Origin of the sequence: Xanthomonas sp. NCPPB 1638, from assembly GCF_041475635.2 — a bacterium.
Lineage (GTDB): Bacteria > Pseudomonadota > Gammaproteobacteria > Xanthomonadales > Xanthomonadaceae > Xanthomonas > Xanthomonas cucurbitae.
Map to the genome: position 1 here is coordinate 2,757,957 of NZ_CM192984.1, position 24,398 is coordinate 2,782,354.

At 65.2% G+C, this 24,398-nt stretch carries 18 protein-coding genes, 1 pseudogene and 1 riboswitch; of the genes and pseudogenes, 12 read left to right on the plus strand and 7 right to left on the minus strand.

The genetic code is table 11. The features are described 5' to 3' along the window. Positions 1-146: 146 nt before the first annotated feature. Complete coding sequence (locus ACCQ13_RS11810) at positions 147-1,352, plus strand: acetyl-CoA C-acyltransferase (protein WP_104603682.1); 1,206 nt, start codon at positions 147-149, stop codon at positions 1,350-1,352. A gap of 140 nt (positions 1,353-1,492) precedes the next feature. Here the strand turns inward: ACCQ13_RS11810 and crcB are convergent, their stop codons facing one another. Next, the gene (gene crcB / locus ACCQ13_RS11815) at positions 1,493-1,894 is read right to left on the minus strand and encodes a fluoride efflux transporter CrcB (RefSeq protein ID WP_104603683.1); all 402 of its coding nucleotides are present in this window, start codon (positions 1,892-1,894) and stop codon (positions 1,493-1,495) included. A gap of 118 nt (positions 1,895-2,012) precedes the next feature. After that, a riboswitch (Fluoride riboswitch) is annotated at positions 2,013-2,081 on the minus strand. 2 nt (positions 2,082-2,083) lie between these two features. Further along, positions 2,084-3,457: a replication-associated recombination protein A gene (locus ACCQ13_RS11820; protein ID WP_104603684.1), complete on the minus strand. Its 1,374-nt coding sequence runs from the start codon at positions 3,455-3,457 to the stop codon at positions 2,084-2,086. A gap of 237 nt (positions 3,458-3,694) precedes the next feature. Here ACCQ13_RS11820 and xopZ point away from each other — a divergent pair, with 237 nt between their 5' ends. Next, positions 3,695-7,861 carry a XopZ family type III secretion system effector gene (gene xopZ, locus ACCQ13_RS11825; RefSeq protein WP_159407986.1) on the plus strand — a complete coding sequence of 1,389 codons (4,167 nt, stop codon included), beginning with the start codon at positions 3,695-3,697 and terminating at the stop codon, positions 7,859-7,861. A 123-nt stretch (positions 7,862-7,984) separates the two neighbouring features. On the opposite strand, the gene lolA is transcribed toward xopZ, so the two are convergent. The 3 genes from lolA to ACCQ13_RS11840 all read right to left on the minus strand — a co-directional run bounded on the left by lolA (position 7,985) and on the right by ACCQ13_RS11840 (position 13,300). After that, positions 7,985-8,614, minus strand: a complete 630-nt coding sequence (gene lolA, locus ACCQ13_RS11830) for an outer membrane lipoprotein periplasmic chaperone LolA (protein WP_104603686.1) — start codon at positions 8,612-8,614, stop codon at positions 7,985-7,987. 106 nt (positions 8,615-8,720) lie between these two features. Continuing rightward, positions 8,721-10,652, minus strand: a complete 1,932-nt coding sequence (locus ACCQ13_RS11835; RefSeq protein ID WP_159407224.1) for a DUF3857 domain-containing transglutaminase family protein — start codon at positions 10,650-10,652, stop codon at positions 8,721-8,723. 293 nt (positions 10,653-10,945) lie between these two features. Then, positions 10,946-13,300, minus strand: a complete 2,355-nt coding sequence (locus tag ACCQ13_RS11840) for a DNA translocase FtsK (RefSeq protein WP_104603688.1) — start codon at positions 13,298-13,300, stop codon at positions 10,946-10,948. A gap of 283 nt (positions 13,301-13,583) precedes the next feature. Between ACCQ13_RS11840 and trxB the strand changes: the two genes are divergently transcribed. The 4 genes and pseudogenes from trxB (at position 13,584) to infA (ending at position 16,851) form a co-directional block, all read left to right on the plus strand. After that, complete coding sequence (gene trxB / locus ACCQ13_RS11845) at positions 13,584-14,552, plus strand: thioredoxin-disulfide reductase (RefSeq protein WP_104603689.1); 969 nt, start codon at positions 13,584-13,586, stop codon at positions 14,550-14,552. A 57-nt stretch (positions 14,553-14,609) separates the two neighbouring features. Then, positions 14,610-15,722: pseudogene (locus ACCQ13_RS11850) on the plus strand (GNAT family N-acetyltransferase); the annotation flags it as partial. 81 nt (positions 15,723-15,803) lie between these two features. Further along, positions 15,804-16,553 carry a leucyl/phenylalanyl-tRNA--protein transferase gene (aat, locus tag ACCQ13_RS11855; RefSeq protein ID WP_104603691.1) on the plus strand — a complete coding sequence of 250 codons (750 nt, stop codon included), beginning with the start codon at positions 15,804-15,806 and terminating at the stop codon, positions 16,551-16,553. 79 nt (positions 16,554-16,632) lie between these two features. Then, entirely contained in the window at positions 16,633-16,851 is a 219-nt protein-coding gene (infA, locus tag ACCQ13_RS11860) for a translation initiation factor IF-1 (protein ID WP_002813418.1), read from the plus strand. Positions 16,852-17,082: 231 nt separating this feature from the next. Here infA and clpA read toward each other — a convergent pair whose 3' ends face one another. Further along, complete coding sequence (gene clpA, locus ACCQ13_RS11865; protein ID WP_104603692.1) at positions 17,083-19,365, minus strand: ATP-dependent Clp protease ATP-binding subunit ClpA; 2,283 nt, start codon at positions 19,363-19,365, stop codon at positions 17,083-17,085. 142 nt (positions 19,366-19,507) lie between these two features. Further along, positions 19,508-19,828 carry an ATP-dependent Clp protease adapter ClpS gene (gene clpS / locus ACCQ13_RS11870; RefSeq protein ID WP_104603693.1) on the minus strand — a complete coding sequence of 107 codons (321 nt, stop codon included), beginning with the start codon at positions 19,826-19,828 and terminating at the stop codon, positions 19,508-19,510. A 249-nt stretch (positions 19,829-20,077) separates the two neighbouring features. Between clpS and ACCQ13_RS11875 the strand changes: the two genes are divergently transcribed. From ACCQ13_RS11875 to ACCQ13_RS11900, 6 genes are all read left to right on the plus strand, one after another. After that, a complete protein-coding gene (locus ACCQ13_RS11875; protein ID WP_104603694.1) occupies positions 20,078-20,536 on the plus strand; it encodes an NUDIX hydrolase in 459 nt (152 codons plus the stop codon). Continuing rightward, entirely contained in the window at positions 20,533-21,669 is a 1,137-nt protein-coding gene (mnmA, locus tag ACCQ13_RS11880) for a tRNA 2-thiouridine(34) synthase MnmA (RefSeq protein WP_104603695.1), read from the plus strand. Before ACCQ13_RS11875 ends, mnmA begins: the two co-directional genes overlap by 4 nt. Continuing rightward, positions 21,669-22,283: a high frequency lysogenization protein HflD gene (hflD, locus tag ACCQ13_RS11885; RefSeq protein WP_104603696.1), complete on the plus strand. Its 615-nt coding sequence runs from the start codon at positions 21,669-21,671 to the stop codon at positions 22,281-22,283. The genes mnmA and hflD overlap by 1 nt, the downstream gene beginning before the upstream one ends. A 147-nt stretch (positions 22,284-22,430) precedes the next feature. Then, positions 22,431-23,621: a methyl-accepting chemotaxis protein gene (locus tag ACCQ13_RS11890; RefSeq protein ID WP_104603697.1), complete on the plus strand. Its 1,191-nt coding sequence runs from the start codon at positions 22,431-22,433 to the stop codon at positions 23,619-23,621. Positions 23,622-23,706: 85 nt separating this feature from the next. Beyond that, entirely contained in the window at positions 23,707-23,994 is a 288-nt protein-coding gene (locus ACCQ13_RS11895; RefSeq protein WP_104603698.1) for a hypothetical protein, read from the plus strand. Between the two features lie 105 nt (positions 23,995-24,099). After that, positions 24,100-24,375 carry a hypothetical protein gene (locus tag ACCQ13_RS11900; protein WP_104603699.1) on the plus strand — a complete coding sequence of 92 codons (276 nt, stop codon included), beginning with the start codon at positions 24,100-24,102 and terminating at the stop codon, positions 24,373-24,375. Positions 24,376-24,398 lie beyond the last annotated feature (23 nt).

Below are 24,398 nucleotides of genomic sequence, written 5' to 3' on the forward strand. Positions count from 1 at the left end.
TGGGGAATCGGGAATGGGTAAACCCCCAACCGACTCCCCGCTTCTCCCAATTATCTGCCGGGTAATGAAGATGGCGAACTCAGGCGAATCCGCACTTGCGATTCCCGATTCCCGATTCTCGATTCCCGGCTATCGGAGATAGCCAAATGAGCAAGCAGATTCAAGAAGCCTACATCGTCGCCGCCACCCGTACCCCGGTCGGCAAGGCGCCCAAGGGCGTGTTCCGCAATACCCGTCCCGACGATATGCTGGCGCACGTGCTGCGTGCAGTGGTGGCGCAGGCGCCGGGGATCGATCTGTCGCGCATTGACGACGCCATCATAGGTTGCGCCATGCCCGAGGGCGAGCAAGGGATGAACGTGGCGCGTATCGGCGTGCTGCTGGCCGGCCTGCCCAATACCGTGGCCGGTCAGACCATCAACCGGTTCTGTTCGTCCGGCATCCAGGCCATCGCGATGGCGGCCGACCAGATCCGCCTGGGCAATGCCGACCTGATGCTGGCCGGCGGTACCGAGTCGATGTCGATGGTGCCGATGATGGGCAACAAGGTCGCGATGTCACCGAGCGTCTTCGCCGACGACCACGTGGCCATTGCCTATGGCATGGGCATCACCGCCGAGAAGGTGGCCGAAGAGTGGAAGGTGTCGCGCGAGGACCAGGATGCGTTTGCGCTGGCCTCGCACCAGAAGGCCATCGCCGCGATCGCCGCCGGCGAGTTCCGCGACGAGATCACCCCATATGAGATCCATTCGCACCAGCCTGACCTGGCCGGCAATGTCATCGCCCTGCGCCAGCGCCTGGTCGATACCGACGAAGGCCCGCGCCCGGACAGCTCGCTGGAAGGCCTGGCCAAGCTGCGCCCGGTGTTCCGCAACGGGCAGTTCGGCGGCAGCGTCACCGCCGGCAACTCCTCGCAGATGAGCGATGGCGCCGGTGCCGTGCTGCTGGCCTCCGAGCAGGCGATCAAGGATTACGGCCTCACCCCGCTTGCGCGCTTCGTCAGCTTCTCGGTCGCGGGTGTGCGCCCGGAAGTGATGGGTATCGGCCCGATCGCCGCGATTCCCAAGGCGCTCAAGCAGGCCGGGCTGACCAAGGACCAGCTCGACTGGATCGAGCTCAACGAAGCTTTCGCCGCACAGGCGTTGGCGGTGATCCGCGATAGCGAGCTGGATCCGTCCAAGGTCAATCCGCTGGGCGGCGCGATTGCACTGGGCCACCCGCTGGGCGCCACCGGCGCGATCCGTGCCGCCACCCTGGTGCACGGCCTGCGCCGCCGCCAGCAGAAGTACGGCATGGTCACCATGTGCATCGGTACCGGCATGGGCGCGGCGGGCATCATCGAGGCGCTGTAAGCCACGCCGTGTCAGATCAGCCGTCTTACCCGATCAGGTAATCGACGAAGGCGTGCACGAGCACGCCTTCGCTCGTTCTGCAGTGCGCTGACGAACAGCCCGCCTCGCGCTACCGTTGCAACGACACCACAGGCCGCAGCTTAGCGCGCAACCAGCCATTGCCCGACGCGCGCACCAGCAAACACCAAGGCCAGCCCGGCCACCAGCGTCACCGCCAGATAGACGCCGATCATCGTGGTGCGATCGCTGCGCGCAAAGACCAGGCATTCCATCATCAACGACGAGAACGTGGTCAGCCCGCCGATCACGCCGACGATCAGCAGCGCCCGCAGCGGCCAGCTCGACGGGCCGCGCGCCTCCAGCCATACCAGCAGCACGCCAGCGACGAACGAGCCGGCCAGGTTCACGGTCAAGGTTCCCCACGGAAACCCGGCGCCGAAGCGCTGCAGCAGCGATGCGCCGATCGCAAAGCGCAAACCGGAGCCGAGCGCACCGCCGGTCATCGCCAGCAACAATTGCTGCCACCACACCGGGGCATTCATAAGCCCCCCCCGCACTCGTTGGCCGGCAGTGTCATCGAAGAAGAAGTCGCGTGCGTGAGCGGCATCATCAATCCTCAGTCAAAAAACGATGCCGGGCACGGACCTGCCGCCCCGGCGAGGGTGGGCAGGCATCATCAGCGCGCAGAACGCGTGCGGTTCAAGGAGGAATGCCATCTCCTGCAGCAGTGATTATGCCGGGGGCTTGCCGGCCTTGTCAGCTCGCGCTTGTGCACGCGCCGCGCGCAGGCGGTCGAGCTTTTCCTTGAGCTTGATCTCCAGCCCGCGCGGCACCGGGTGGTAGTAGACCTGCTCGCCCATTGCGTCCGGAAAGCCGGTCTGGTCCAGCGCGATGCCGCCTTCGGCGTCATGGTCGTATTGATAGTCCTGCCCATAGCCGAGCGTCTTCATCAGCTTGGTCGGCGCGTTGCGCAAGTGCAGAGGAACTTCCTGGGTACCGGTGGCGCGCATGTCGGCCTTGGCCTGGTTGAAGGCGGCATAGCCGGCATTGGACTTGGCCGTGCTGGCCAGGTACAGCACCAATTGCGCAAAAGCCAGCTCGCCTTCCGGACTACCCAGACGCTCGTAGATGTCCCAGGCTTCCAGCGCCATGCTCTGCGCGCGCGGATCGGCCAGGCCGATATCCTCGATCGCCATGCGAGTCAGCCGCCGCGCCAGATAGGCCGGGTCGCAGCCGCCGTCGAGCATGCGCGTGAGCCAGTACAGTGCCGCATCCGGGTTGGAGCTGCGCACCGATTTGTGCAAAGCCGAGATCTGGTCGTAAAACTGCTCGCCGTTCTTGTCGAAACGGCGGGTGCGGTCGGCCAGTACCTGCAACAGCGTTTGCGGCGTGATCTCGCCACCCTCGCCTGCGGCAAGCTCGGCGGCAATCTCCAGCAGCGTCAAGGCGCGGCGCACATCGCCGTCGGCGGCGCTGGCAATCTCCAGCAAGGACGCGTCCGAGACCTGGATGCGCTCCTGCCCCAATCCGCGCTGCGGATCGTGCAAGGCGCGCTGCAATGCTTCGACGATCTCCTGCGGCCACACCGATTCCAGCACGTGCACGCGGCAGCGCGACAGCAACGCGGAGTTCAATTCGAACGAAGGGTTCTCGGTGGTCGCGCCGACGAACAGGATGGTGCCGCGCTCGATATGCGGCAGGAAGGCATCCTGCTGCGCCTTGTTGAAGCGATGCACCTCATCGACGAACAATACCGTGCGCCGGCCGCTGGCGAACCGCTGCGCGGCCTCGGCCAGCACCTGGCGCACATCGGGCAGCCCCGACAACACTGCGGAAATCGCCTTGAATTCGGCATCCGCGTAGTGCGCCAGCAGCAAAGCGAGCGTGGTCTTGCCGCACCCGGGCGGACCCCACAGGATCATCGAATGCACGCGACCGGATTCCACCGCGCGACGCAGCGCACTGTCGGGTGTCAACAGGCGTTTTTGCCCCACCATCTCGTCCAGCGTGCGCGGGCGCATGCGCTCTGCTAACGGCGCCATCGCGTTGAGGCCGGGATATGGCAGAACGGGCGTGATCGAGTGGGGGCGTTTGTGTTTGCTCACTCCTTCACTATATCGCCTTCGTCAAGTGGACGTTCCACAACGCAGTTTTCGACCATGCCTGGCGGAAACGCTGATGTTCTCTTTCCAATCGACCACTTCGCGCAGCTACGATGCCTCGAACGCGCAGCGCAATACTCTTAATCAGTAACAAATGACCGCATGCAACAGCTTGGCTGCCCCCCCATCGGCGGCGAGCTACGCCAGCGCAAGCGGCATGTTCAGCATACGGATTCCACCATGCCCCGCATTCCGCTTCGTCCCTCTGCCATCGCCGCTTGCCTTCCAGGGATGGCCGAAACCATCTCGCATCCATCCAAACCTTCAGCGAAGCGGCAGACGCACAACAAATTGGCTACCCCCGATCCATGCGCGTTCGAGGCGGAACTGATCCAGGCACAGGAAGATCCGCTGGGTTGGTCCGCAACGCTACTTGAGCAAGCGAAGCAGGCAACTGTCTTCGACTGCGGGTTGAAAGCCGCTCCCAAGCGCAAACACGCTCTTCTGCGGCCCTTCAGGAAGGCCGCAGAGCTATTGGGCCTCAGTAGTGGTGCGCCAGAACCACATACGGCCCTGCTGCGCTATTCCTCGGTGCAGTGCGAGAGGAACAGACCAGCCGATCCATCGGAACGCAGCACCAATGCCACCGTTGATCCGCAAGCAGCCCCGTTGCTTTCAAATGCCGCCAAGGATCTCAATGAGGCGCTGATATCCCGCCTGGAGCAATCCAACCGCGATTTGGCCGCACGGATCTCCCGGCGTCGCCAAGACGAATTGAAGTACGCGCATGAACAAACGCTACAAGCCGCACATGCGCAGTTGGCCTTGAGAGCCCGACGCGCCGCCAATCTTAACGACAGCATCAGCGTACTGACGCGCGCACGCGCCGAACTGCTGCAACGGCTGCATGGATGCAAAGTGCAAACTGATGCAGTATCGGCGACGGTACAAGATCTCGAGTCGGAAATTCTCTCCGCGCGCGCCGCATTGAACGCACTACCAGACGATCAGCAGTCGCGCGCTGTCGCAGCGCGCGCGGCGCCATCCTTGGCCAACGCGCATCAGAGCGTAGATTCCTCACAGCTGCAGCGCGTCCGCACTCGGCTCGAAAACGCACTGAAGGATGCGCGCGCGCGCGGCGATGCACTGGCCAAAGCGGTTTTTTTCGGCCGCGGCCTCGCACAGGCAGAACAAGCAGAACAAGCACTTGCGGTTACTAATGCGGAGATCGATCAGTTACGGAGCGCGTATGCACAAGCGCGCGATGCGTTGCAGTCATATCAAGCAAGCAGCGCGGCCAATGAGCCGGTGTCTGGCACGCTTGCGTCGCACCTTGCTGCAGAGCGAAACCGAGAATTGGAGGTACTGCGCACACGACTGGGGCGCAACGAGAACATGCTGACCCTGCAACGCACGCATGCCGAGCGCTGCCAGCGGAATGCGCGGCGCCTACAGGAGCACCTCGCCCAGGTCGACGCAAAACTGAAGCAGGCGCAGCATTCGTCGCGGATCAACACAAAGGAGTTGTGGCAGCAGGAGCAAACGATCAGCGTGCTGGAAGCAGCGAACGGCGAAATGCGGCGTATGGTGGAACATGCAGCCGCGCAGCCGCCGGTTGATGAGGTTCGGCCCAAAGCTGCCGATCTCGTCGCCGACACCATGGAGGCATTGCTCCACGTCCTACCCGGCTTTCGCAAGGAAACGATCGCCCCCGTGAGTCGACAGGCGCTACGCACCTGGGCTGGCGGCCTGCAAGGCCGCAGCGCTGCGTTCGGGACCGACGCCTTGCAGCCGGTCGACGCGTTGCACATCGCCCTGCAGGCCTTATCGATCGCCAGCGAGGGCGATGCCACGGTAGCGGTCAACGTGCTGCAACGCTTGGGCGTCGTGCAGTTGCGTGAGCTGATTCCGCCACCAGAGGTCTCCATCGCTACCGAGGTGGTCCCGCCGATGGATACCGTCACCGCCTGCGTCGGCCTGTTGGCCGGCGTTCCGCGCGGCATGCAGGTTCTTTCGCACATGCTGCACGAAGAACCCACGCCCCCCTCCAGGGAGTGTTTGGAGGCGGCGCAGGTCCATCTGCGTGCCAGCCATCGGCTTGCACTGATGCCAGACGCAGAACAGACTGAACGCACCTGGCTGGGCGATGCGCAAATGGGAGCGCGCCATGCCCTGCATGGCGCCTCGCCGCTGCAGGGCCTGCAGTCTGCAACGGATGCCCAGCGCGGCGCATTTCATGCGTTCCGCAACGGCTACGAAACCACTCGGGCAGGTTCACCCTATGCCCGCGTTAACGCATGCCTGCAGATGTTTGCGCAATGGGCGGTAACAGACAGCGGAAGGCGGGGCAATCGCGCCCTCAATCCCTTCAACGCACTCGAGCTGGGAATGAAGGTCGGCGCCTCCGAAGCGCTTCCGACAGCTGTGCGGCGGGCCAACGACGCTTTTCGCGAGGCGGCCGGCCACCTTACCAGCTGGCTCGTCGCGCGCCGCCAGATCCAAATGGCGTGCGGGCGAATGCCGTCGCAGGAAGAGCTGGCGATGCAAGCGCTTTCGGAGTACGCGCACTGGCTCCCACACGAGCAGAATGCGACCGAACTGACCTTCACTGCCAAGGTACTGGCCAAGATTGAACGGCGCGCTCAGGATCTTCAGCGCTCGGCGGCTGCCTCCGTGAGCGAAACCAACGATCGGCAACCGGCGGAGTGCCATCCGGCGATCGCGTCCGCCTGGGTTGCATTACGTACCGGCCGCATGCGTCTGCCTGAAACGCTGCGGCTGATCCAACGCGGCTTGCTCCACCACGCCGTACAGCCGACCGACATGCCGATCGGTGCAGCGCCCCTGGATGAAGAACTGGCGTCGGTCGCGCGCAACCACTTTCATCAGGCCGTTGGTAATGCCAGTCGTTTTCTTCATGAGGGCGACACGTCCCGCGTCAGGTCGCCACGCGCGCTGTTCGAATGCCTGCGCAACCTGATGGAACGGCTGGAATGGCGCGACAAGCTGCGTCTCACCGAGCAACGAGTGATAGGACTCAATACGACGCCGCTGTCGGCCGCGCTTGCGATCATCCCCAGCGGCCTGGGACTGAAATTATCCGCAGGCTGTCAGATCAGTTCCGATCGCTCGGTGGAGATTTACATGGGACGGACCGGGCTGTCGCTGCAGATCGGACGACAGAAGGCGCGGCAGTTCAACGCCAGTACGGGCATTAGCGCGGGCGTGCTGCTGCCGGGCACCGAACGCGCACCGGTGGGTATTACGGGAGCAGCCGATTGGCGCATCAAAAATGAATCGGGCATCGAACATGGCGTGCAGATCCGGGTACCACGACGGGGCAAGGGTCAGGAGCTGGAGCAGCGCGCGCAATTCCTCGCCATGTTCGAACATCTGCTGGAGCTCGCAGAACAAGCCGGCGGCGATACAGGCCAGTTGACCAGGCAGGATTTTCTGGCGGAGCTACTGGCGCACCATCCCAGCATCACCGTTGGCTTGATCGGCCATGCCGAGCGCAACTCTTCGGCCACCGAATCCAGCGTCACCATCGCTGCGGGCGTGCGCGTGGGAAAAATGGATGGCCAACCGCGTCGCGCCACCCTGGGGGCTTCGCTCGGGCTAAAGGCACGGCGGGAAACCTCCCGTTCGCAGACGCCGATCGAAGGCTACATGACGATGGTGCTGAAGGATTCAAGCGCACAATCCAGGGTAGAAATCGCAGGGCGCGGAACGGCAAGTCTCGTTGCTCAGCAGTGGACGCACCCGAGCACTGGCAATGTGCCGTCCACACCAGTGGCGCGGCTGTCCATGGCTACGCTCGATTTCGGCTATAGCAGAGAGCTGCGTTCGGGTGGCAGCAATACGTTCTCCACCTTGTGGATGTTCAATAACGAAATCGATCCTGTGCGCACAGATCGTGGCTTAGAATTCTTCAACTTCACGTCATTCAAACGCGAGGTGAAACGCAACTGGCAGTTATGGACCCACTACGGAATCTCCAAACTGCAAGGCAAGGTCGATGACCAGCGGCTCTACATGGTGGCCGAGCGCCAGTTAGAGGACTTCGTCGAACGGGTCCGCATCCACATGCAAGACAACAAGTTCGCTTCGCTGGTCGTAGACTGGGTATTACAGGCCGATGCTGCGCCGCGCCTGGACGCATTGCGCGCGCAGGCCCAGCTATTACGGGGCGCCGGCTGCGAAGCTCAAGCGATGGAGGCTGATCGCGCCTTCGATGATCTGATCAGCCACCCAGGCATCTGGGAACCGACCATTCTCATTCTGCGCGAAAAGGGAAAACGCCAGCGCGAGCGTGGCATCGACTTCTTCATCAAACGCCAGGTTAACCAAGCGGCCGAGGCGAGTCGTACGGTTGGTCAATGGATCCCGTACGAGCCAGTCCCGTAGCGCTGCCGGCGTCACCCCCGAATGGCGGGGTTTCCGTCACGTCACGGCGAACGCTGCGCCCCCCACCCCGGCAGGCACAGCCGAGCTGCACCATGCATTTATGCCGTGCGTCCGCAGACGCATCTAATGCGCGTCGCCCACCACGTCCACGCCCTTGGCCGGCGTGTACCGGAAGGTGTCTGCAGCAAATGCAGGATTGCGCTTCCAGCCGCTGAAACTGATGGCGGTGTGCTGCCCCACCGCGTCCACCACTTCCATCTTCGCCAGGCCGTCCTTACCGAACCCCAGCGAGGCCATCTGGAAGCTCGCCTCGGTGTCGACCTTGGGCGTCAGCGACAGCCACTGCAGGCCGTCGCGCGGCGCCGCTTCTTCGCTGACGTCGTACTGCTTGTCCAGGCGCGCCGGGTCGATCAGGGCGACCAGCGGGCTGTTCTGCTCTTCGCTGCCCTGTGCACGCACGGTCACCTGCTCCAGGTCGGGGTCGAACACCCAGACCTTCTTGCCATCGGCCACGATCAACTGCTTGTAGGGCTTGGCATATTCCCAGCGAAACTGGCGTGGCGCCGACAACGCCACCCGCCCGCTGGAGCGTTCCTTGACCCGACCGTTGGCATCGCTGACCTGCTGGCTGAACTGCCCGTCCAAGCCCTTCAGGCCACGCGTGAACGTCTCCAGCTCCTGTCGCGCACCGGCAAAGGCGGTACCGGCGAACAGGGCGGTGGCAAGGACGGCATAACGGAGCTGGCGATGCATCGCGGTCTTCCAGAAGGAACTGCGTCAATTCTGAAGCTTCACAGATGAATGGGCGAGCGCTATCGCGCGGATGCGTTCATGTGAGGCGCGTGCCCGCGCTGCGCGCTCACTGCGCCGTCTGCACCTTGCTCAGATCGCCGTAGACGATCTGGCCGCGAAAGCCCCGGCGCACCTGCTGGTAGAGCTCGCGAAACGCGCGGTAATCCTGTGGCTGGCACAAGGCCTGCGGCCCACGCACGGCAGCGCGTTGCAACCGGTGCACGGCGGTGACGGTCTGCCCCTGCCGCGTCCATTCCACCGCGTAGTCGCCTGCCTTGTTGCGGAACCGGCTGCTGCGCGGGATGGCAATGATGGGCACGGTGTCGGGCAAGGTCACCACGTAGGTTTCCTCGCGCACGCTGTCGTTGCAATAGAACGGCGTCAGATTGTCTTCGGCCGAGGTGGTCGTGTAGATGTCACGGGTGGATTCGGCGCCAGGCATCTCCGGCAGGGTCATGCCACCGACCACGGAAAAATCCACCGCGTCGCTGGCCTGGAAGGTGTAGCGATAATTGAACGGCGTCTCCAGATCCAGTGGATCGCCCTGGATCAGCAGATCGCCGATGCCGACGAAGCCGGACTGGGCAATGATCGATTCCTCGATGCGGTTGCGGTTCTGCGCATTGAGCTGCACGAACATCGCGCGCAACCCCACCTCACCGGTTTGCCCGCTATCCAGCGTGGTCAGCCCCTGCAGGCCACCCTGCGGGGTGAAGCGATAGTCGGTCCGCGCAACATAGCGATTGACCTTGCGGTCGTTCGGCGGCGTGTGGGTGAGCTTGCCGTCGCGCGTATGCACCACCGGTGCGCCCAGGTCGCCGGCCGGCAGCTGGCCGAAGCGCGCATACGGGTTGGTGGAATCGACGTAGAGATCGAAGGCCGGCAGATAGGTGATGGCGTGATTGAAACGCCCCAGCACCGGGATCGCCGGCAATGTCGGCCCGCCCTCCGCACCGATCAGGACCGGCGTACTGGCGATGCCCTTGGCCGCCAGCAACGCTTCCAGGATCACCGTGTGGTCCTTGCAGTCGCCATAGTGGTTGGCCAGGATGCTGTCGGCACTGTTGGGCTCCAGCCCGCCATTGCCCAGGTACACCGCCACGTAGCGGATATTGCGCGCCACCCATGCGTACAAGGCCGCGGCCTGCGCACGCGGGGCGTCGATGCCCTTGGTGACCTGGTCGGCCAGCGCCTGGATTGCCGGCGTCACCGCCGCCGCGCGCGCGCCCTTGACGTGATAGGCCAGGCCCATCTGCGACCAGCTGTCGAAGGTGCTGGCCATCAAGGTGGGGCTGAACTCCCAGGTTGCCGCGCTCCAGTTCTGGTTCTTCATCGGCACGGTGCGCTGGTAACGCCACTCCCAGCGCGCCTGATCGCCACGCACCACCGGCTTGGTCCCGCCCTGTAGCCCACGCACCGACAGATGCATCGGCAACGATTTCGGCGCCACCAGGGTCACCACCGCATCGTCGTATTGCGCAAACACGCTGAAGGTCTCCCACAGGCTGAAATAGCCGGGGAAATAGGGGGTATTCTGCGCCCGCCGCACCCGGTAGACGATACGTGCGCCGGGCGCCAGGTTCGGGAACACCACCACCTTGACCTTGCGGTCGGCATATATCGCCGCCGAGGCGCTGGAATAGCTTTCCTGGGTGTAGATCTTGTCGCTGGCCACCTCCTGGCGCAGGCCTTCGGCGGTGACGGTATAGGCCTGAAGCACCTCGAGCGTTTCCATCTTCTCGCTGTAACTCAGGCGCACCTGGCTGAACTGCTCCACCGCCGACTTGGTCTTGAGCAGAATCTCGTATTCGTCGGTCTCCACGCTACTGGCATCGGCGCGTACTTCGTAGTCGGCGCGATAGCGCACGAAGCTGAAGTTGGTGTCGGCCTGGGTGCGTGCCGCCCCCGGGACAGGCGCCGCCTGCTGTCGGGGCTGTGGCTGGGCCAGCAGCGGCGCGGAGAACAACAGCACGAGCAACAACAAGGGACGATGCAGCATGGGTCTCGATCACGACAGGCCAAAGTGGCGCTTGGCGCACAGGGTAGCCGTTGTGCCCGGCAATGACAGACATGGGCTTCCCACTCTGCCGCATCACTGCGCATGCCCTCCTGCCGACACTCCAGCAAGGTGAGCTGGATCCGACGCTGGCTGCGCCTGTCGCCTGTCGCCGGACAACGCGATGCGATGCTTCGGTACGTTCAACGCTACCGAATCCAAGGGCGGCGCGTGGTCACCAGAAACCCGCAAATCCCCGCACCCGGCGCCCTGCACGGCGGTGATGGCCGCCGCGCTTACTTCGGGGGCGGCGGTGCCAGCACGCTGCGGTCGCCGTTGTGCTCGGGCGGGCTGACCACGCCGGCCGCTTCCATCGCCTCGATCAGGCGCGCGGCGCGGTTGTAGCCGATCTTCAAGCGCCGCTGCACGCCGGAGATGGAGGCGCGCCGGGTCTCGGTGACGATGCGCAGCGCCTCGTCATACAACGGGTCCGACTCGTCGCCACCACCGCCACTGCTTTCCGGCAGGCCGGTGGCACCGACCACGGTGCCATCGCCCATGGTCTGCACTTCGTCCAGCACGCCTTCGACATAGGACACCGGCCCGCTGGCCTTGAGGTGCTCGACCACCCGATGCACTTCCTCGTCGCTGACGAAGGCGCCGTGCACGCGGTCCGGCAGTGCGGTGCCCGGCGGCAGATACAGCATGTCGCCGTTACCCAACAACGCCTCGGCGCCGGACTGGTCCAGGATGGTGCGCGAGTCGATCTTGGAACTGACCTGGAACGCCACGCGGGTTGGAATATTGGCCTTGATGAGGCCGGTGATGACATCCACCGACGGCCGCTGCGTGGCCAGGATCAGGTGGATGCCGGCCGCACGCGCCTTCTGCGCCAGACGAGCGATGAGCTCTTCGACCTTCTTGCCGACGATCATCATCATGTCGGCGAATTCGTCGATGAAGATCACGATGAACGGCAGCGTCTCCAGCGGCCGCGGTGCTTCGCCCAGCTCCGGGTTCGGCTTGAACAACGGGTCCATCATCGGCTGGCCGGCGTCGATGGCGTCCTTGATCTTCTTGTTGAAACCGGCCAGGTTGCGCACGCCCACCGCGCTCATCAGCTTGTAGCGGCGTTCCATTTCGGCCACGCACCAACGCAGACCGTTGGCGGCCTCCTTCATGTCGGTGACCACCGGTGCCAGCAGATGCGGGATGCCTTGGTAGACGCTCAGTTCGAGCATCTTCGGGTCGATCATCAGCATGCGCAGCTCCTTGTGCGAGGCCTTGAACAACAGGCTCAGCACCATCGCATTGACCGCCACCGACTTGCCCGAGCCGGTGGTACCGGCCACCAGCAGATGTGGCATGCGCGCCAGGTCGGCCACGGTCGGGCGGCCGGCGATGTCCTTGCCCAGCGCCAGCGTCAACGGGCTGGCCGACTTGTCGTATTCCTTGGAGCGCAGCAGCTCGGACAGGAAGATCATCTCGCGGGTGACATTGGGGATCTCCAGCCCGATCACCGACTTGCCCGGAATCACGTCCACCACGCGCACCGACTTCACCGACAGCCCGCGCGCGATGTCCTTGTCCAGCGAGCTGATCTGGCTGACCTTGATGCCCGGCGCCGGCTCGATCTCGAAGCGTGTGATGACCGGCCCCGGATAGGCGCCAACCACCTGCGCCTCGATGCGGAAATCCTTGAGCTTGAACTCGATCTGCCGCGACAGTGTTTCCAGCGTTTCTTCCGAATAGCCCTTGGCCTGCGGCTTGGGGTCGTCCAGCAACGCCAGCGGCGGCAGGTCCGAGCCATCGGTACTCACGCCCTGGAACATCGGGATCTGCGTATCGCGCTTGGCGCGTTCGCTCTTTTCCACCACCGGTGCCGGCGGCGGCTCGATCTTGACCGGCTCGCGCTTGGCCTGCTTGACCGCATCGACCTTGCGCACTTCCTCGCGCTCCTCGCGCATCACCCGGGTCTGCTGCCACTCGCTGGCCTGGTGGGTCTTGCGCTGCATCAGCGGCCCCAGCGCCAGCACCCACTTGCCGATGCGCTCCATCACCGCGAACCACGACAAGCCAGTGGCCAGGGTGATCGACACCAGCAGCAGCACCACCACGAACAGGTTGGCGCCCAGCGCGCCGAAGCCGGCGCTGAGCGAGCCGCTCACTTGCTCCCCAAGAATACCGCCAGCCTCGGCGACTTCTCCATGATAAAGACGCAGATGCAGGAAGCCGGTCGAAGAGATCAGGAAGCCGACCATCCCAACCAACCGCAGCGAGGGTCCAAGGTCGCTCTGACTCTGCTCCTCGCGCTCGCCGATCAGGGCAATCCAGGCCACCGCTCCCAAGATCACTGGCAACAGAAAGGCCACGTAACCGAGCAAATACAGCAACACGTCCGCCGCCATGGCACCAAACCGGCCGCCCATGTTGTGAATCGGCGCGACCAGGTTGCCGGTGCGCGACCAGCCGGGATCGGTGGCCGAATAGGTGAACAGGCTGGCCAGCAGGTACAGCAGCAGCGGCGCCACCGCGATCAATGCCAGATCGCGCCAGAGCTTCTGTCGGCGCGGAGTGTCGGCGGCCGCCGTCTTGCGCGACGACGTCTTGCCTTCTGCGGGCTTGCTGCGTTCGGGAACCTGCTTTGCCACCTGTAGCCAGACCTTAGAAAAATGCTGTTAGTGGTTGATAATAAACGACTGCGGCCGCAGTGACAGCAGTCAGGCGACCGCCGGCTGCCACGGCATGCAGCCGTCAACGAAAAACGCCGCACAAGGCGGCGTCGGACCTGCAACGTGGGTGGGCCATGCCATCTGCGGTTCAAGCAGTTCCATCGCGCCGCCTTGATTCACCGGGTGTGGACCGCCACTCTATGCCGCCACGGGAGCGCGAATCTGCGCGCCAGCCCTGCCATTTCCTAGATCGCGAGTATACATGAGCGCCTCTTCTGCCAGCCCCGCCAAGCATTCCCGCCTGCTGATCCTGGGCTCCGGCCCGGCCGGCTGGACCGCCGCGGTCTACGCCGCCCGCGCCAACCTCAAGCCGGTGGTCATCACCGGGCTGCAGCAGGGCGGCCAGCTGATGACCACCACCGAGGTGGACAACTGGCCCGGCGACCCCCACGGCCTGATGGGCCCGGACCTGATGAACCGCATGCAGGCGCACGCCGAGCGCTTCGACACCGAGGTGATCTTCGACCACATCCACACCGCCGACCTGTCGCAGCGCCCGTTCCGGCTGATCGGCGATAGTGCCGAGTACACCTGCGACGCGCTCATCATCGCCACCGGCGCCACCGCCAAGTACCTGGGCATTCCCACCGAGGAAGCCTTCAAGGGCCGCGGCGTGTCCGCCTGCGCCACCTGCGACGGGTTCTTCTACAAGGACCAGGACGTGGTGGTGGTCGGCGGCGGCAACACCGCGGTCGAAGAAGCACTCTACCTGTCCAACATTGCCCGCAAGGTCTACCTGGTGCACCGCCGCGACACTTTGCGCGCGGAAAAGATCATGCAGGACAAGCTGTTCGCCAAGGTGGCCGCCGGCAAGATCGAAACCGTCTGGCACCACGCAGTGGACGAAGTGCTGGGCAACGATGCCGGCGTGACCGGCGTGCGGGTCAAGTCCACCCTCGACGGCAGCACCCGCGACATCGCTGCGCACGGCTTCTTCGTCGCCATTGGCCACCACCCCAACACCCAGTTGTTCGACGGCCAGCTGGCGATGAACAACGGCTACCTGGAGATTCGCTCCGGCCTGAACGGCGCGGCGACCGAAACCTCGGTGGCCGGCGTATTCGCCGCCGGCGACGTGGCCGACCAGCACTACCGCCAGGCGATCACCTCGGCTGGCTTCGGCTGCATGGCGGCGCTGGATGCCGAGCGTTATCTCGACAAGGGCGTCTGAGGTGATTGCCAACCGCCGGTCGCGCCCTGCGACCGGCCTGCCCAGCAGGCAGCGCGGATGAGCGTTACCGCGCGCTGGTGCCGTCGGCTGGACGAATTGCCGGCTGGCGCCTGGGATGCGCTGCACGATGGCACGCATCCCTTCATCGGCTATGCGTTTCTGCAGGGACTGGAGCAGGAAGGCTGCCTGCGTCCGGACTGGGGCTGGAACCCGCTGCATCTGACCCTGTGGGAAGGCGACAGCCTGGTCGCCGCCGCGCCGGGATATCTGAAACACAACTCGCACGGCGAATTCGTGTTCGACCATGCCTGGGCGCATGCGTACGCGCGCTACGGGCAGGAGTATTTCCCCAAGTGGCTGTGCGGGGTGCCCTACTCGCCGGTGACCGGCCCACGCCTGCTGGGCGCCCCAACGTGGCGGCCGCACCTGCTGGCGGCCATGCGCGAGCTGGTGGAGCGCAGCGGCCTGTCGTCGGCGCATGTGAATTTCCACCCGGTGGACGAAGACACCGCCTTCGATACCGACTGGCTGGAACGCAACGACCTGCAATACCACTGGCACAACCGCGCCGGCTGGACCAACTTCGAGGCGTTCCTTGGCGCCATGGACCACAAGCGGCGCAAGAACATCCGCCAGGAACGGGCCAAGGTGCAGCGCGCCGGTATCCGCATGCGCGTGGTGCATGGCGACGAGGCCAGCCAGGACGACCTGGCGGCGATGTATGGCTTCTATCTCAAGACCTTCAACGAGTACGGCAATTCGCCCGCACTCACGCCGCAGTTCTTGCAGCATCTGGCAACGGCCATGCCGCGCCAGCTGGTGATGTTCCTGGCCGACCTCGACGGCCGCCCGATCGCCGGCGCGCTCTGCCTGCGTGGCCACGACACCTTATACGGCCGTTACTGGGGCGGCGACACCCTGCCCGGCCTGCACTTCGAAACCTGCTACTACCAGGGCCTGGAATACTGCCTGCGCGAAGGCCTGGCCCGCTTCGAGCCCGGTGCCCAGGGCCAGCACAAGATCGCGCGCGGCTTCCTGCCCACCCTGGTACGCAGCCGCCACTGGATCGCCGACCCCAGCTTTCGTGCGCCGCTGGCGCAATGGTGCGCGGACGAGCGCGTGGCGGTTGCCCAACAGGCCCTCGAACTGGCCGAGCACAGCCCGTTCCGCGACTGCACCGGTGCGCCGACTCCAGCGCACAATGCGCCGATGCACCCGTGTGAGGGACGGGCAAGGCTCTAAACTCGTCAGATGTCGCGCGCTCTTCCCTTCCTGCTTTCCGCCGATCCCGCCGCGCCGTTTCCGCCTGCCGAGCAGGCATTGCGCGAGCCAGATGGCCTGCTGGCGATCGGTGGCGACCTGTCGGTGCCGCGGTTGCTCAATGCCTATGCGCATGGCGTATTCCCCTGGTTCTCCGATGGCCAGCCGCTGTTGTGGTGGAGCCCAAATCCGCGCATGGTGTTCTGGACCGAGAGCGTACGCCTCTCCTCTCGCTTCAGGCGCCAGCTGCGCACCAGCACCTGGACCGTGCGCGCCGATACCGCGTTCGAGCAGGTCATTGCAGCCTGCGCGGCGATTCCGCGCGCAGGCCAGGACGGCACCTGGATCACGCGCCCCATGCAGCAGGCCTACATCGAGCTGCACCACCTCGGCCATGCGCATTCGCTGGAAGTATTCGACGGGACACACCTGGTGGGCGGCATCTACGGGGTGGCGATCGGCCGAATGTTCTTCGGCGAAAGCATGTTCAGTGCGCGCAGTGGCGGCTCCAAGGTGGCCCTGGCCGCCCTGGCTGCGGACCTGCACGCCCGTGGATGGCCGCTGCTCGATGCGCAGGTGGAAAACCCCCACCTGCTGAGCCTGGGAGCCGAACGCCTGCCGCGTGCAGACTTTTTGCATTCCGTGCAGCGGCAGGTGGCGCAACCGGAGCCGGCAGGCAGTTGGTCCGCGCGCTATGGCGAGCGGCTGGCGCGTGAGCTGCATGAAGCTCGCTTAACATAAATTTGCACCACCGGGAGATGGGGCGTAAAATGCCGTCCCTTACGGCCCTGCCGGGCCAGCCGTGATTGCACAGGATTACATGTCGAAAGACGACTCCATTGAATTCGAAGGCAGCGTCAGCGAGACGCTTCCCAACACCACCTTCCGGGTCAAGCTGGAAAACGGGCACGAGATCATCGCCCACATCTCCGGCCGCATGCGCAAGAACTACATCCGCATCCTGACCGGTGACCGGGTCAAGGTCGAGATGACGCCATACGACCTCACCAAGGGCCGTATCACCTACCGCATGAAGTAAGCGGCTTTGGTGCTGAGACGCGAGGCGGCCCATGGCCGCTTTTTGTCGTGCCTGGAATTTGCAGCGTACTGCCTTGCGGTGGCATTTGTCGTCACAACAGCCATGACGCCGCACAAACAGCCAGACGCAATGCGATAGGTCCGCCTCCAGACCCTAGCCGCAGACCTCTGCGTCAGGCAGGCACAAAAAAGCCGCTCAGAGGAGCGGCTTTTCGTTGACCAGAACTTGCGATCAGTCGACCGTGGCAGGCAGCAAGCGCTCCGGTTCCGGATGCGCCTCCACTAGCAGCTCGCCTTCCTTGACGTCGATGTTGACGCGACCACCTTCCACCAGCTTGCCGAATAGCAGCTCGTCGGCCAGCGGGCGCTTGATCTTCTCCTGGATCACGCGCGACATCGGGCGTGCGCCCATCAGCGGGTCGAAGCCATGCTGGGCAAGCCAGTCGCGCGCGGTTGGGGTGGCCGACAGCGAGACATGCTTTTCCTGCAACAGCATTTCCAGCTCGATGATGAACTTGTCCACCACGCGCAGGATGTGGTCGAACCCCAGTGGCTGAAACTGCACGATGGCATCCAGACGGTTGCGGAACTCCGGCGTGAACCCGCGGCGGATCGACTCCATCGCATCGGTGGAATGATCCTGCTTGGTAAAGCCGATCGACCGCCGCGATGCCTGGGTGGCACCGGCATTGGTGGTCATCACCAGGATCACGTTCTTGAAGTTGGCCTCGCGCCCGTTGGTATCGGTGAGGATGCCGCGGTCCATGACCTGCAACAGGATGTTGAAGATGTCCGGGTGCGCCTTCTCCACCTCGTCCAGCAACAGCACGCAGTGCGGTGTCTTGACGATCTTCTCGGTCAGCAGGCCGCCCTGGTCGAAACCGACGTAACCCGGAGGCGCGCCGATCAGGCGGCTGATCGAATGCGCTTCCATGTACTCGGACATGTCGAAGCGCACCAGCTCGATGCCGAGCTGCAGCGCCAGCTGCTTGGTGACCTCGGTCTTGCCCACACCGGTGGGGCCGGCAAACAGGAAGTTGCCGATCGGCTTTTCCGGGTTGGCCAGGCCGGAGCGTGCCAGCTTGATGGAGCCGGCCAGTGTCTCGATCGCCGGATTCTGCCCGAAGATCACCATCTTGAGGTTGCGCTCCAGATGCTGCAGCACGTCCTTGTCGGTCGCGCTGACCTGCTTGGCCGGAATCCGCGCCATCTTGGCGACGATGGTCTCGATTTCCTCGATGTCGATCAGTTCCTTGCGCTTGCCTGCCGGCAACAGGCGCTGGCGCGCACCGGCCTCATCGATCACATCGATCGCCTTGTCCGGCAGCAGCCGGTCGCCGATGTGCTTGACCGACAAGTCAACTGCCGCCTGCAGCGCATCGTCGGCGTAGGTCACCCCATGGTGCGCCTCGTACTTGGGCTTGAGGCCCTGCAGGATCTCGAAGGTCTCGCCCACGGTGGGCTCGACGATGTCGATCTTCTGGAAGCGACGCGCCAGGGCACGGTCCTTTTCGAAGATGCCGCGGTATTCCTGGAAAGTGGTGGAGCCGATGCAACGCAGCTCGCCCGAGGCCAGCGCCGGCTTGATGAGGTTGGAGGCATCCATGGTGCCGCCCGACGCCGAGCCGGCCCCGATGATGGTGTGGATCTCGTCGATGAACAGCACCGCATTGGGCACCTTCTTCAGCGCGGTCAGCACGCCCTTCAGGCGCTTTTCGAAGTCGCCGCGATACTTGGTGCCCGCTACCAGCGCGCCCAGGTCCAGCGAGAAGATCACCGCATCGGCCAGCACGTCCGGCACGTCGTTATCGACGATGCGCTTGGCCAGTCCCTCGGCGATCGCGGTCTTGCCCACGCCCGCCTCGCCCACGTACAGCGGGTTGTTCTTGCGGCGGCGGCACAGCACCTGGATGGTGCGCTCGATTTCATCGGCACGGCCCACCAGCGGGTCGATCTTGCCGTTGCGCGCCTGCTCGTTGAGATTGGTGGCGTACTCGGCCAGCGCGTCGCCCTTGCCCTCGCCTTCCCCGCCCTCGCTCTTGGGCTCGCCCTCGGACGCGGAGGGCTGCTCGCTGTCTTCGCCCAGCTTGGCGATGCCGTGGGACAGATAGTTGACGATGTCCAGCCGGGTGATGTCCTGCTGGTTCAGGAAATACACCGCGTGCGAGTCCTTCTCGCCGAAGATGGCCACCAGTACGTTGGCGCCGGTGACTTCCTTCTTGCCGGACGATTGCACGTGGTAGACGGCGCGCTGCAGCACGCGCTGGAAGCCCAGCGTCGGCTGGGTATCGCGGCCGTCGTCTTCGGCCAGGCGCGAGACCGCCGCCTCGATCGCCTGCTCCAGATCGTTGTGCAGGCGCAGCTGGTCTGCCCCACAGGCCTTGAGCACGGCCTGTGCGGAGGGATTGTCCAGCAGCGAGAGCAGCAGATGCTCGACGGTCATGAACTCATGACGCGCCTCGCGTGCTCGCTTGTAGCACTGGCCGATGGTTTGCTCTAGGTCTTTGCTGAACATTGGTCACTCCGAACGGCTGTTGCCAACAATATGCGGCTTTTGTCGGGATTTTCCACAACCCTATCCAATAGGCATGTTCAGACAGCGTTAGCACGCGATTGCAGTCACACTGTTGCGCTGCTGGAATGATCCAGCAACGGTCTCAGCGCTGTTCCATCGTGCACAGCAACGGGTGCTGGTTCATCCGCGAAAACTCGTTGACCTGCGCCACCTTGGACTCGGCGACTTCGCGGCTGTAGACCCCGCAGACGCCGCGCCCACGGGTGTGGACGTGCAACATGACCTGGGTGGCGCTTTCCAGGTCCAGGTTGAAAAACTGCTGCAGGACGGTCACCACGAAGTCCATCGGGGTGTAGTCGTCGTTCAGCAGCAACACCTGGTAACGCGGCGGCGGCGCCACCTCCGGCTTGCTGGCTTCAACGGTCAGGCCGTGATCGTGTTCGTGTGAGGTCTTGCGAGGCATCCGGCCATTATACGGTTCAACGCCACGCGCATTGGACGATTTGCGCCGCGGCCCGCACAATTTGTCTCCAATTTCCCCCTTGGCCCCCATGACCGACTCCCTGACCGCAGCTGCGCCGGCGCCGCCGCCCTCGACCGACGCGGGCAACGCTGCCATGGCTGGCCCCCGCAGTGGGCGTATTGACCACTCTTGCGCGCTGGGCTCCGGCGGCTTGCCTGGCAACCCGTCCGCCCGCCAGGAGCGGCGGCGATGAGCGCCCCGCAGCCGCGCTGGCACCCCGATGTCACCGTGGCCACCGTGGTGGTGCGCGACGGACGCTTGCTGCAGGTGGAAGAGCGCATCGGCGACCGCCTGCTGCTGAACCAGCCGGCCGGGCATCTGGAGCCGGATGAAAGCCTGCTCGACGCCGCCGTGCGCGAAACCCTGGAAGAGACCGGCTGGGACGTGCGGCCGACCCATTTCATCGGCAGCTACCAGTGGCTGGCCCCGACCGGCCAGTGCTACCTGCGCTTTGCCTTCGTGGCCGATGCGCTGACACACCACCCCGAGCGCAGCCTGGATACCGGCGTGGTGCGGGCACTGTGGATGACGCCGGACCAATTGCGTGACGCCAGCGAGCGTTGGCGCAGCCCCCTGGTGTGGGAGGTGGTGGCCGACTACCTGGCCGGACAGCGGCATCCGTTGGCACTGGTGCGGCACGTCGCATGAGGACGCCGCGCATCGTGGTGGGCGTGTCCGGCGGGGTGGATTCGTCGGTGGCGGCCTGGCAACTGGCGCAGCAGGGCGAGGCGATCGCCGGGCTGTTCATGCAGAACTGGGCCGACGACGGCAGCGGCGATTGCCGCGCCGAAGACGACCGCCGCGACGCGGTGGCGGTCTGCGGGATGCTGGGCATCCCCTTCCACTTTCGCGATTTTTCCGGCGAATACTGGAGCGGCGTGTTCGAGCACTTCCTGGCCGAATACGCAGCCGGGCGCACCCCGAACCCGGACGTGCTGTGCAACCGCGAGGTCAAGTTCAAGCACTTCCTGGACGCCGCACAGGCACTGGGCGCCGAGCGCATCGCCACCGGGCATTACGCCCGGGTTGCCCACAGTGGCGGGCGCTGGCAGCTGCTGCGCGGCGCCGACCGGGGCAAGGACCAGAGCTATTTCCTGCATCAGCTGGGGCAGACCCAGCTGGCCGCCACCCTGTTCCCGGTCGGCGAGCTGGAGAAAAGCACGCTGCGCCGCATCGCCCAGGATGCGGGCCTGCCGACCCATGCCAAGAAGGATTCCACCGGGATCTGCTTCATCGGCGAACGCGACTTCCGCGAGTTCCTGGGCCGCTACCTGCCCGCCCGCACCGGCGAGATCCGCGACCCGCAGGGGCAGCGCATTGCCGAGCACCCCGGCGTGTTCTATTTCACCCTGGGCCAGCGCGAAGGCCTGAACATCGGTGGGGTGCGCGGCCGCGCGGCCGCGCCGTGGTACGTGGTGGGCAAGGACGTGGCCAGCAACGTGCTGTACGTGGACCAGGACCGCGACAGTCCGCTGCTGCAGTCGCGCTGGCTGCAGTCCGAGCTGGCCCACTGGGTCGCCGGTGCGCCGCCGGCGCGCCGCTTCAATTGCACCGCGCAGACGCGCTACCGGCAGCCGGACGAGCCGTGCACGGTGGCCGTGCAGGACGATGGCAGCATGCAGGTGCGCTTCGAGCGACCGCAGCGGGCGGTGACGCCCGGGCAGTCGCTGGTGCTGTACGACGGCGAGCAATGCCTCGGCGGCGCGGTCATTGCCGCCACCGATGCACCGCTGGAGCGTCAATTGGCAGGATCTTCTTCTTCCCCCGAGGGTGTGGCTTGATGAGTGTTTCCATGGATCACCGTGTGCTGGCGCTGGCCGGCGTTGCCCAGGCCCTGCAGCAGGTGCGGCGGATCGCCGAAACCGGGCATTCGGAGGCGGCCACGGTGCGCACCGCCATCGACAGCGTGTTCCGGGTGGATGCGGCCTCGCCGGAGGCGGTGTACGGCTCGACGGCGGCCCTGGCGCCCGGCCTGCGCCTGCTGCACAACTACTTTCGCAACCAGGGCCAGGACGATGTGCTGCCACGGCTGGCGCTGGCGGTGCTGCAGCTGGAGCGCCGCTTCGTGCGCGACACCGCCACCGTGGCCACGGTTTCCAGCGGGATCGCGGCGGCGGCGCAGCAGGCGCAGCGCCTGGACGACAGCGCGCATCCGGAGGTGTTGAGCGCGCTGGGCGGGCTGTATGCGCAGACCATCAGCCACCTGCGCCCCAAGGTCATGGTGCAGGGCAACCCGCACTACCTGGGCCAGGCCGGCGTGGTGGCGGAAATCCGCGCGCTGTTGCTGGCGGCGGTGCGCTCGGCGGTGCTGTGGCGGCAGATGGGCGGCAGCCTGTGGGATTTTCTGTTCGCCAAGCGCGCGATGAGCGAGGCGGTGGATCGCGCACTGCGTTGAGCAGCGCCGAAATGCCGGATGAAAGCGCCCACAACGGGCGCTGGCGTCCGCCAGTGGCGGCGCGATGCGCGAGGCAATCTGGCGATCGTCGCTAAAGACAACGGGGGGAGTGCCGATACAGCAACCGTGACTCCGCCGAGAACGCCCATGTATTCACGTCCACTCATCCGTCTAGCCGCCCCTCTGGCTCTGACCTTGCTGTTCCCCTTCGCTGTCGGATTCGACTGGCCCGCCTCGGTGCGCTGGGCGATCCTGGCGACCATGACCCTCAGTTGGTTGGGTTTTGCTGCCTGGGTGACGTATTCCCAGTTCCGGCCCAACCCGGACCAGGCCCGCATCCTGCGCGAGCAGGACCAGTTGCTCAACGAACTGCGGACGTTCGTCAGCAACGAAGTCGACGGGTCGCGCTCTGAAGTCGAGCGTGCCCGCGAACTGATCCGCCAGGCGGTGTCCGGCCTGGGCGGCAGCTTCGAAGCGATGAACCGCAAGTCGCGCCAGCAGAGCCAGGCGTTGGCCCGCATCGTGGACCGTGCCGGTGACGACGGCAGTGCCGGCGTCGACGTCGCCCGCTTCGCCCAGCACGCCAGCTCCCGCATGGAGCAGTTGGTGGAAGCGCTGGAACAGGTGAGCGGCCAGAGCACCAACACGGTGCATCACATCGACGAGATGGCCCAGCATCTGGATGGCATCTTCGCGTTGCTGGAAGACGTCAAGTCGATCGCCGACCAGACCAACCTGCTGGCCTTGAACGCGGCCATCGAAGCCGCGCGCGCCGGTGAAGCCGGTCGTGGCTTCGCGGTGGTCGCCGACGAGGTGCGCAACCTGTCCGAACGCTCCACCACCTTCAACGAGCAGATCCGCAAGCTGGCGCACAGCTCCAAGGAATCGATCGCCAAGGTGCGTGAAACGGTCTCGCAGCTGGCCTCGCGCCACATGGACCGCTCCCGCGAGGCGCGCCATGAATCGGCCGCCATGCTGGAGAACGTCGCCCAGATCAACGCCTCGTTGGGCGATGGCATGCGCGAAATCTCCGAATGCGCCCGCTCCATCGACGGCAGCGTGGCCGAAGCGGTGCGTGCGCTGCAGTTCGAAGACATCGCCACGCAGACCCTGAGCGGCATCCACACCCACCTCGATCGCCTCACCGCGATCAACCGCGAGGCAGTGGCGCTGCAGGAACTACTGCATCGCAATGGCGGCGTGTACGACAGCGACCTGGTCGCCGCGCTGCAGAAGGTGTCCAACCGCTTGCGCGACATGCGCGTGGAGTGGGAACGCCCGCCGCACAAGCCGGTGGCGCAGCAAGGCATGGGTGCCGGCACGGTCGAGCTGTTCTGAGACCGATGCCGACCCGCAACGTCTGATCCCGACATTCCCCGGCCTGCCGGGGATTTGTCGTTCCGTACCGACCTGGTGTTTCGTCATGACGCTACTTGCCCCGACCATCGATGCGGACCCCAGCGATGCGCTGCAGTCCGCCGCATTGGCTGCCACGTACGCCGAGCGCATCGCGCAAGGCGACGCGGCCAAGCCGGTGGTGCGGCGCGTGCGCCTGCCGGCCGCGCTGGAGCGGCTGGAACTTGCCGCCCGCGCAGAGGTCAAGGCGCTGGTCAATCCGCGCCGCGATTGCAGCGAAGACGAGCTGCTGTTCGCCACCGTGGCCTGGGATCTGGGCCTGGATGGCGCCGCAGTCGGCGCCTCCGGGCGCTGATGCAACACCGGCGGAGCGCGTCTCGGCAGGTGCCCCGCCGGATTGTCGAACTGCCCGATCTCAGGCGTTTGAGCGGCCGGTTTCCACCGTACCCCGGCATCGCTGATGGCGTGCACGCCCGCCCTTGCGACCGCCCTGCCCGACCGGACGTCGCTCGCTCCGGCGGGTGTCGCCGGTCTTGGTCACCCCGTCACCGTGCATCTCGGCCCTTGGCGCATTGCCAGGCAGGGTGAGCACGCGTTCCTGTTCCGATTGAGCGCCCTGGCGACCGTGACGAAGATCTCTCCCGGCAGTGCTTGCGACAGCGCCCTCGCCTGCAGCAGTGCGACACACGACAAGGCGTTGGCCTGGAACTTCACGCGCGTGCACGTCCTTTCCTGACCAATACAGCGCGCAGCTCGCTA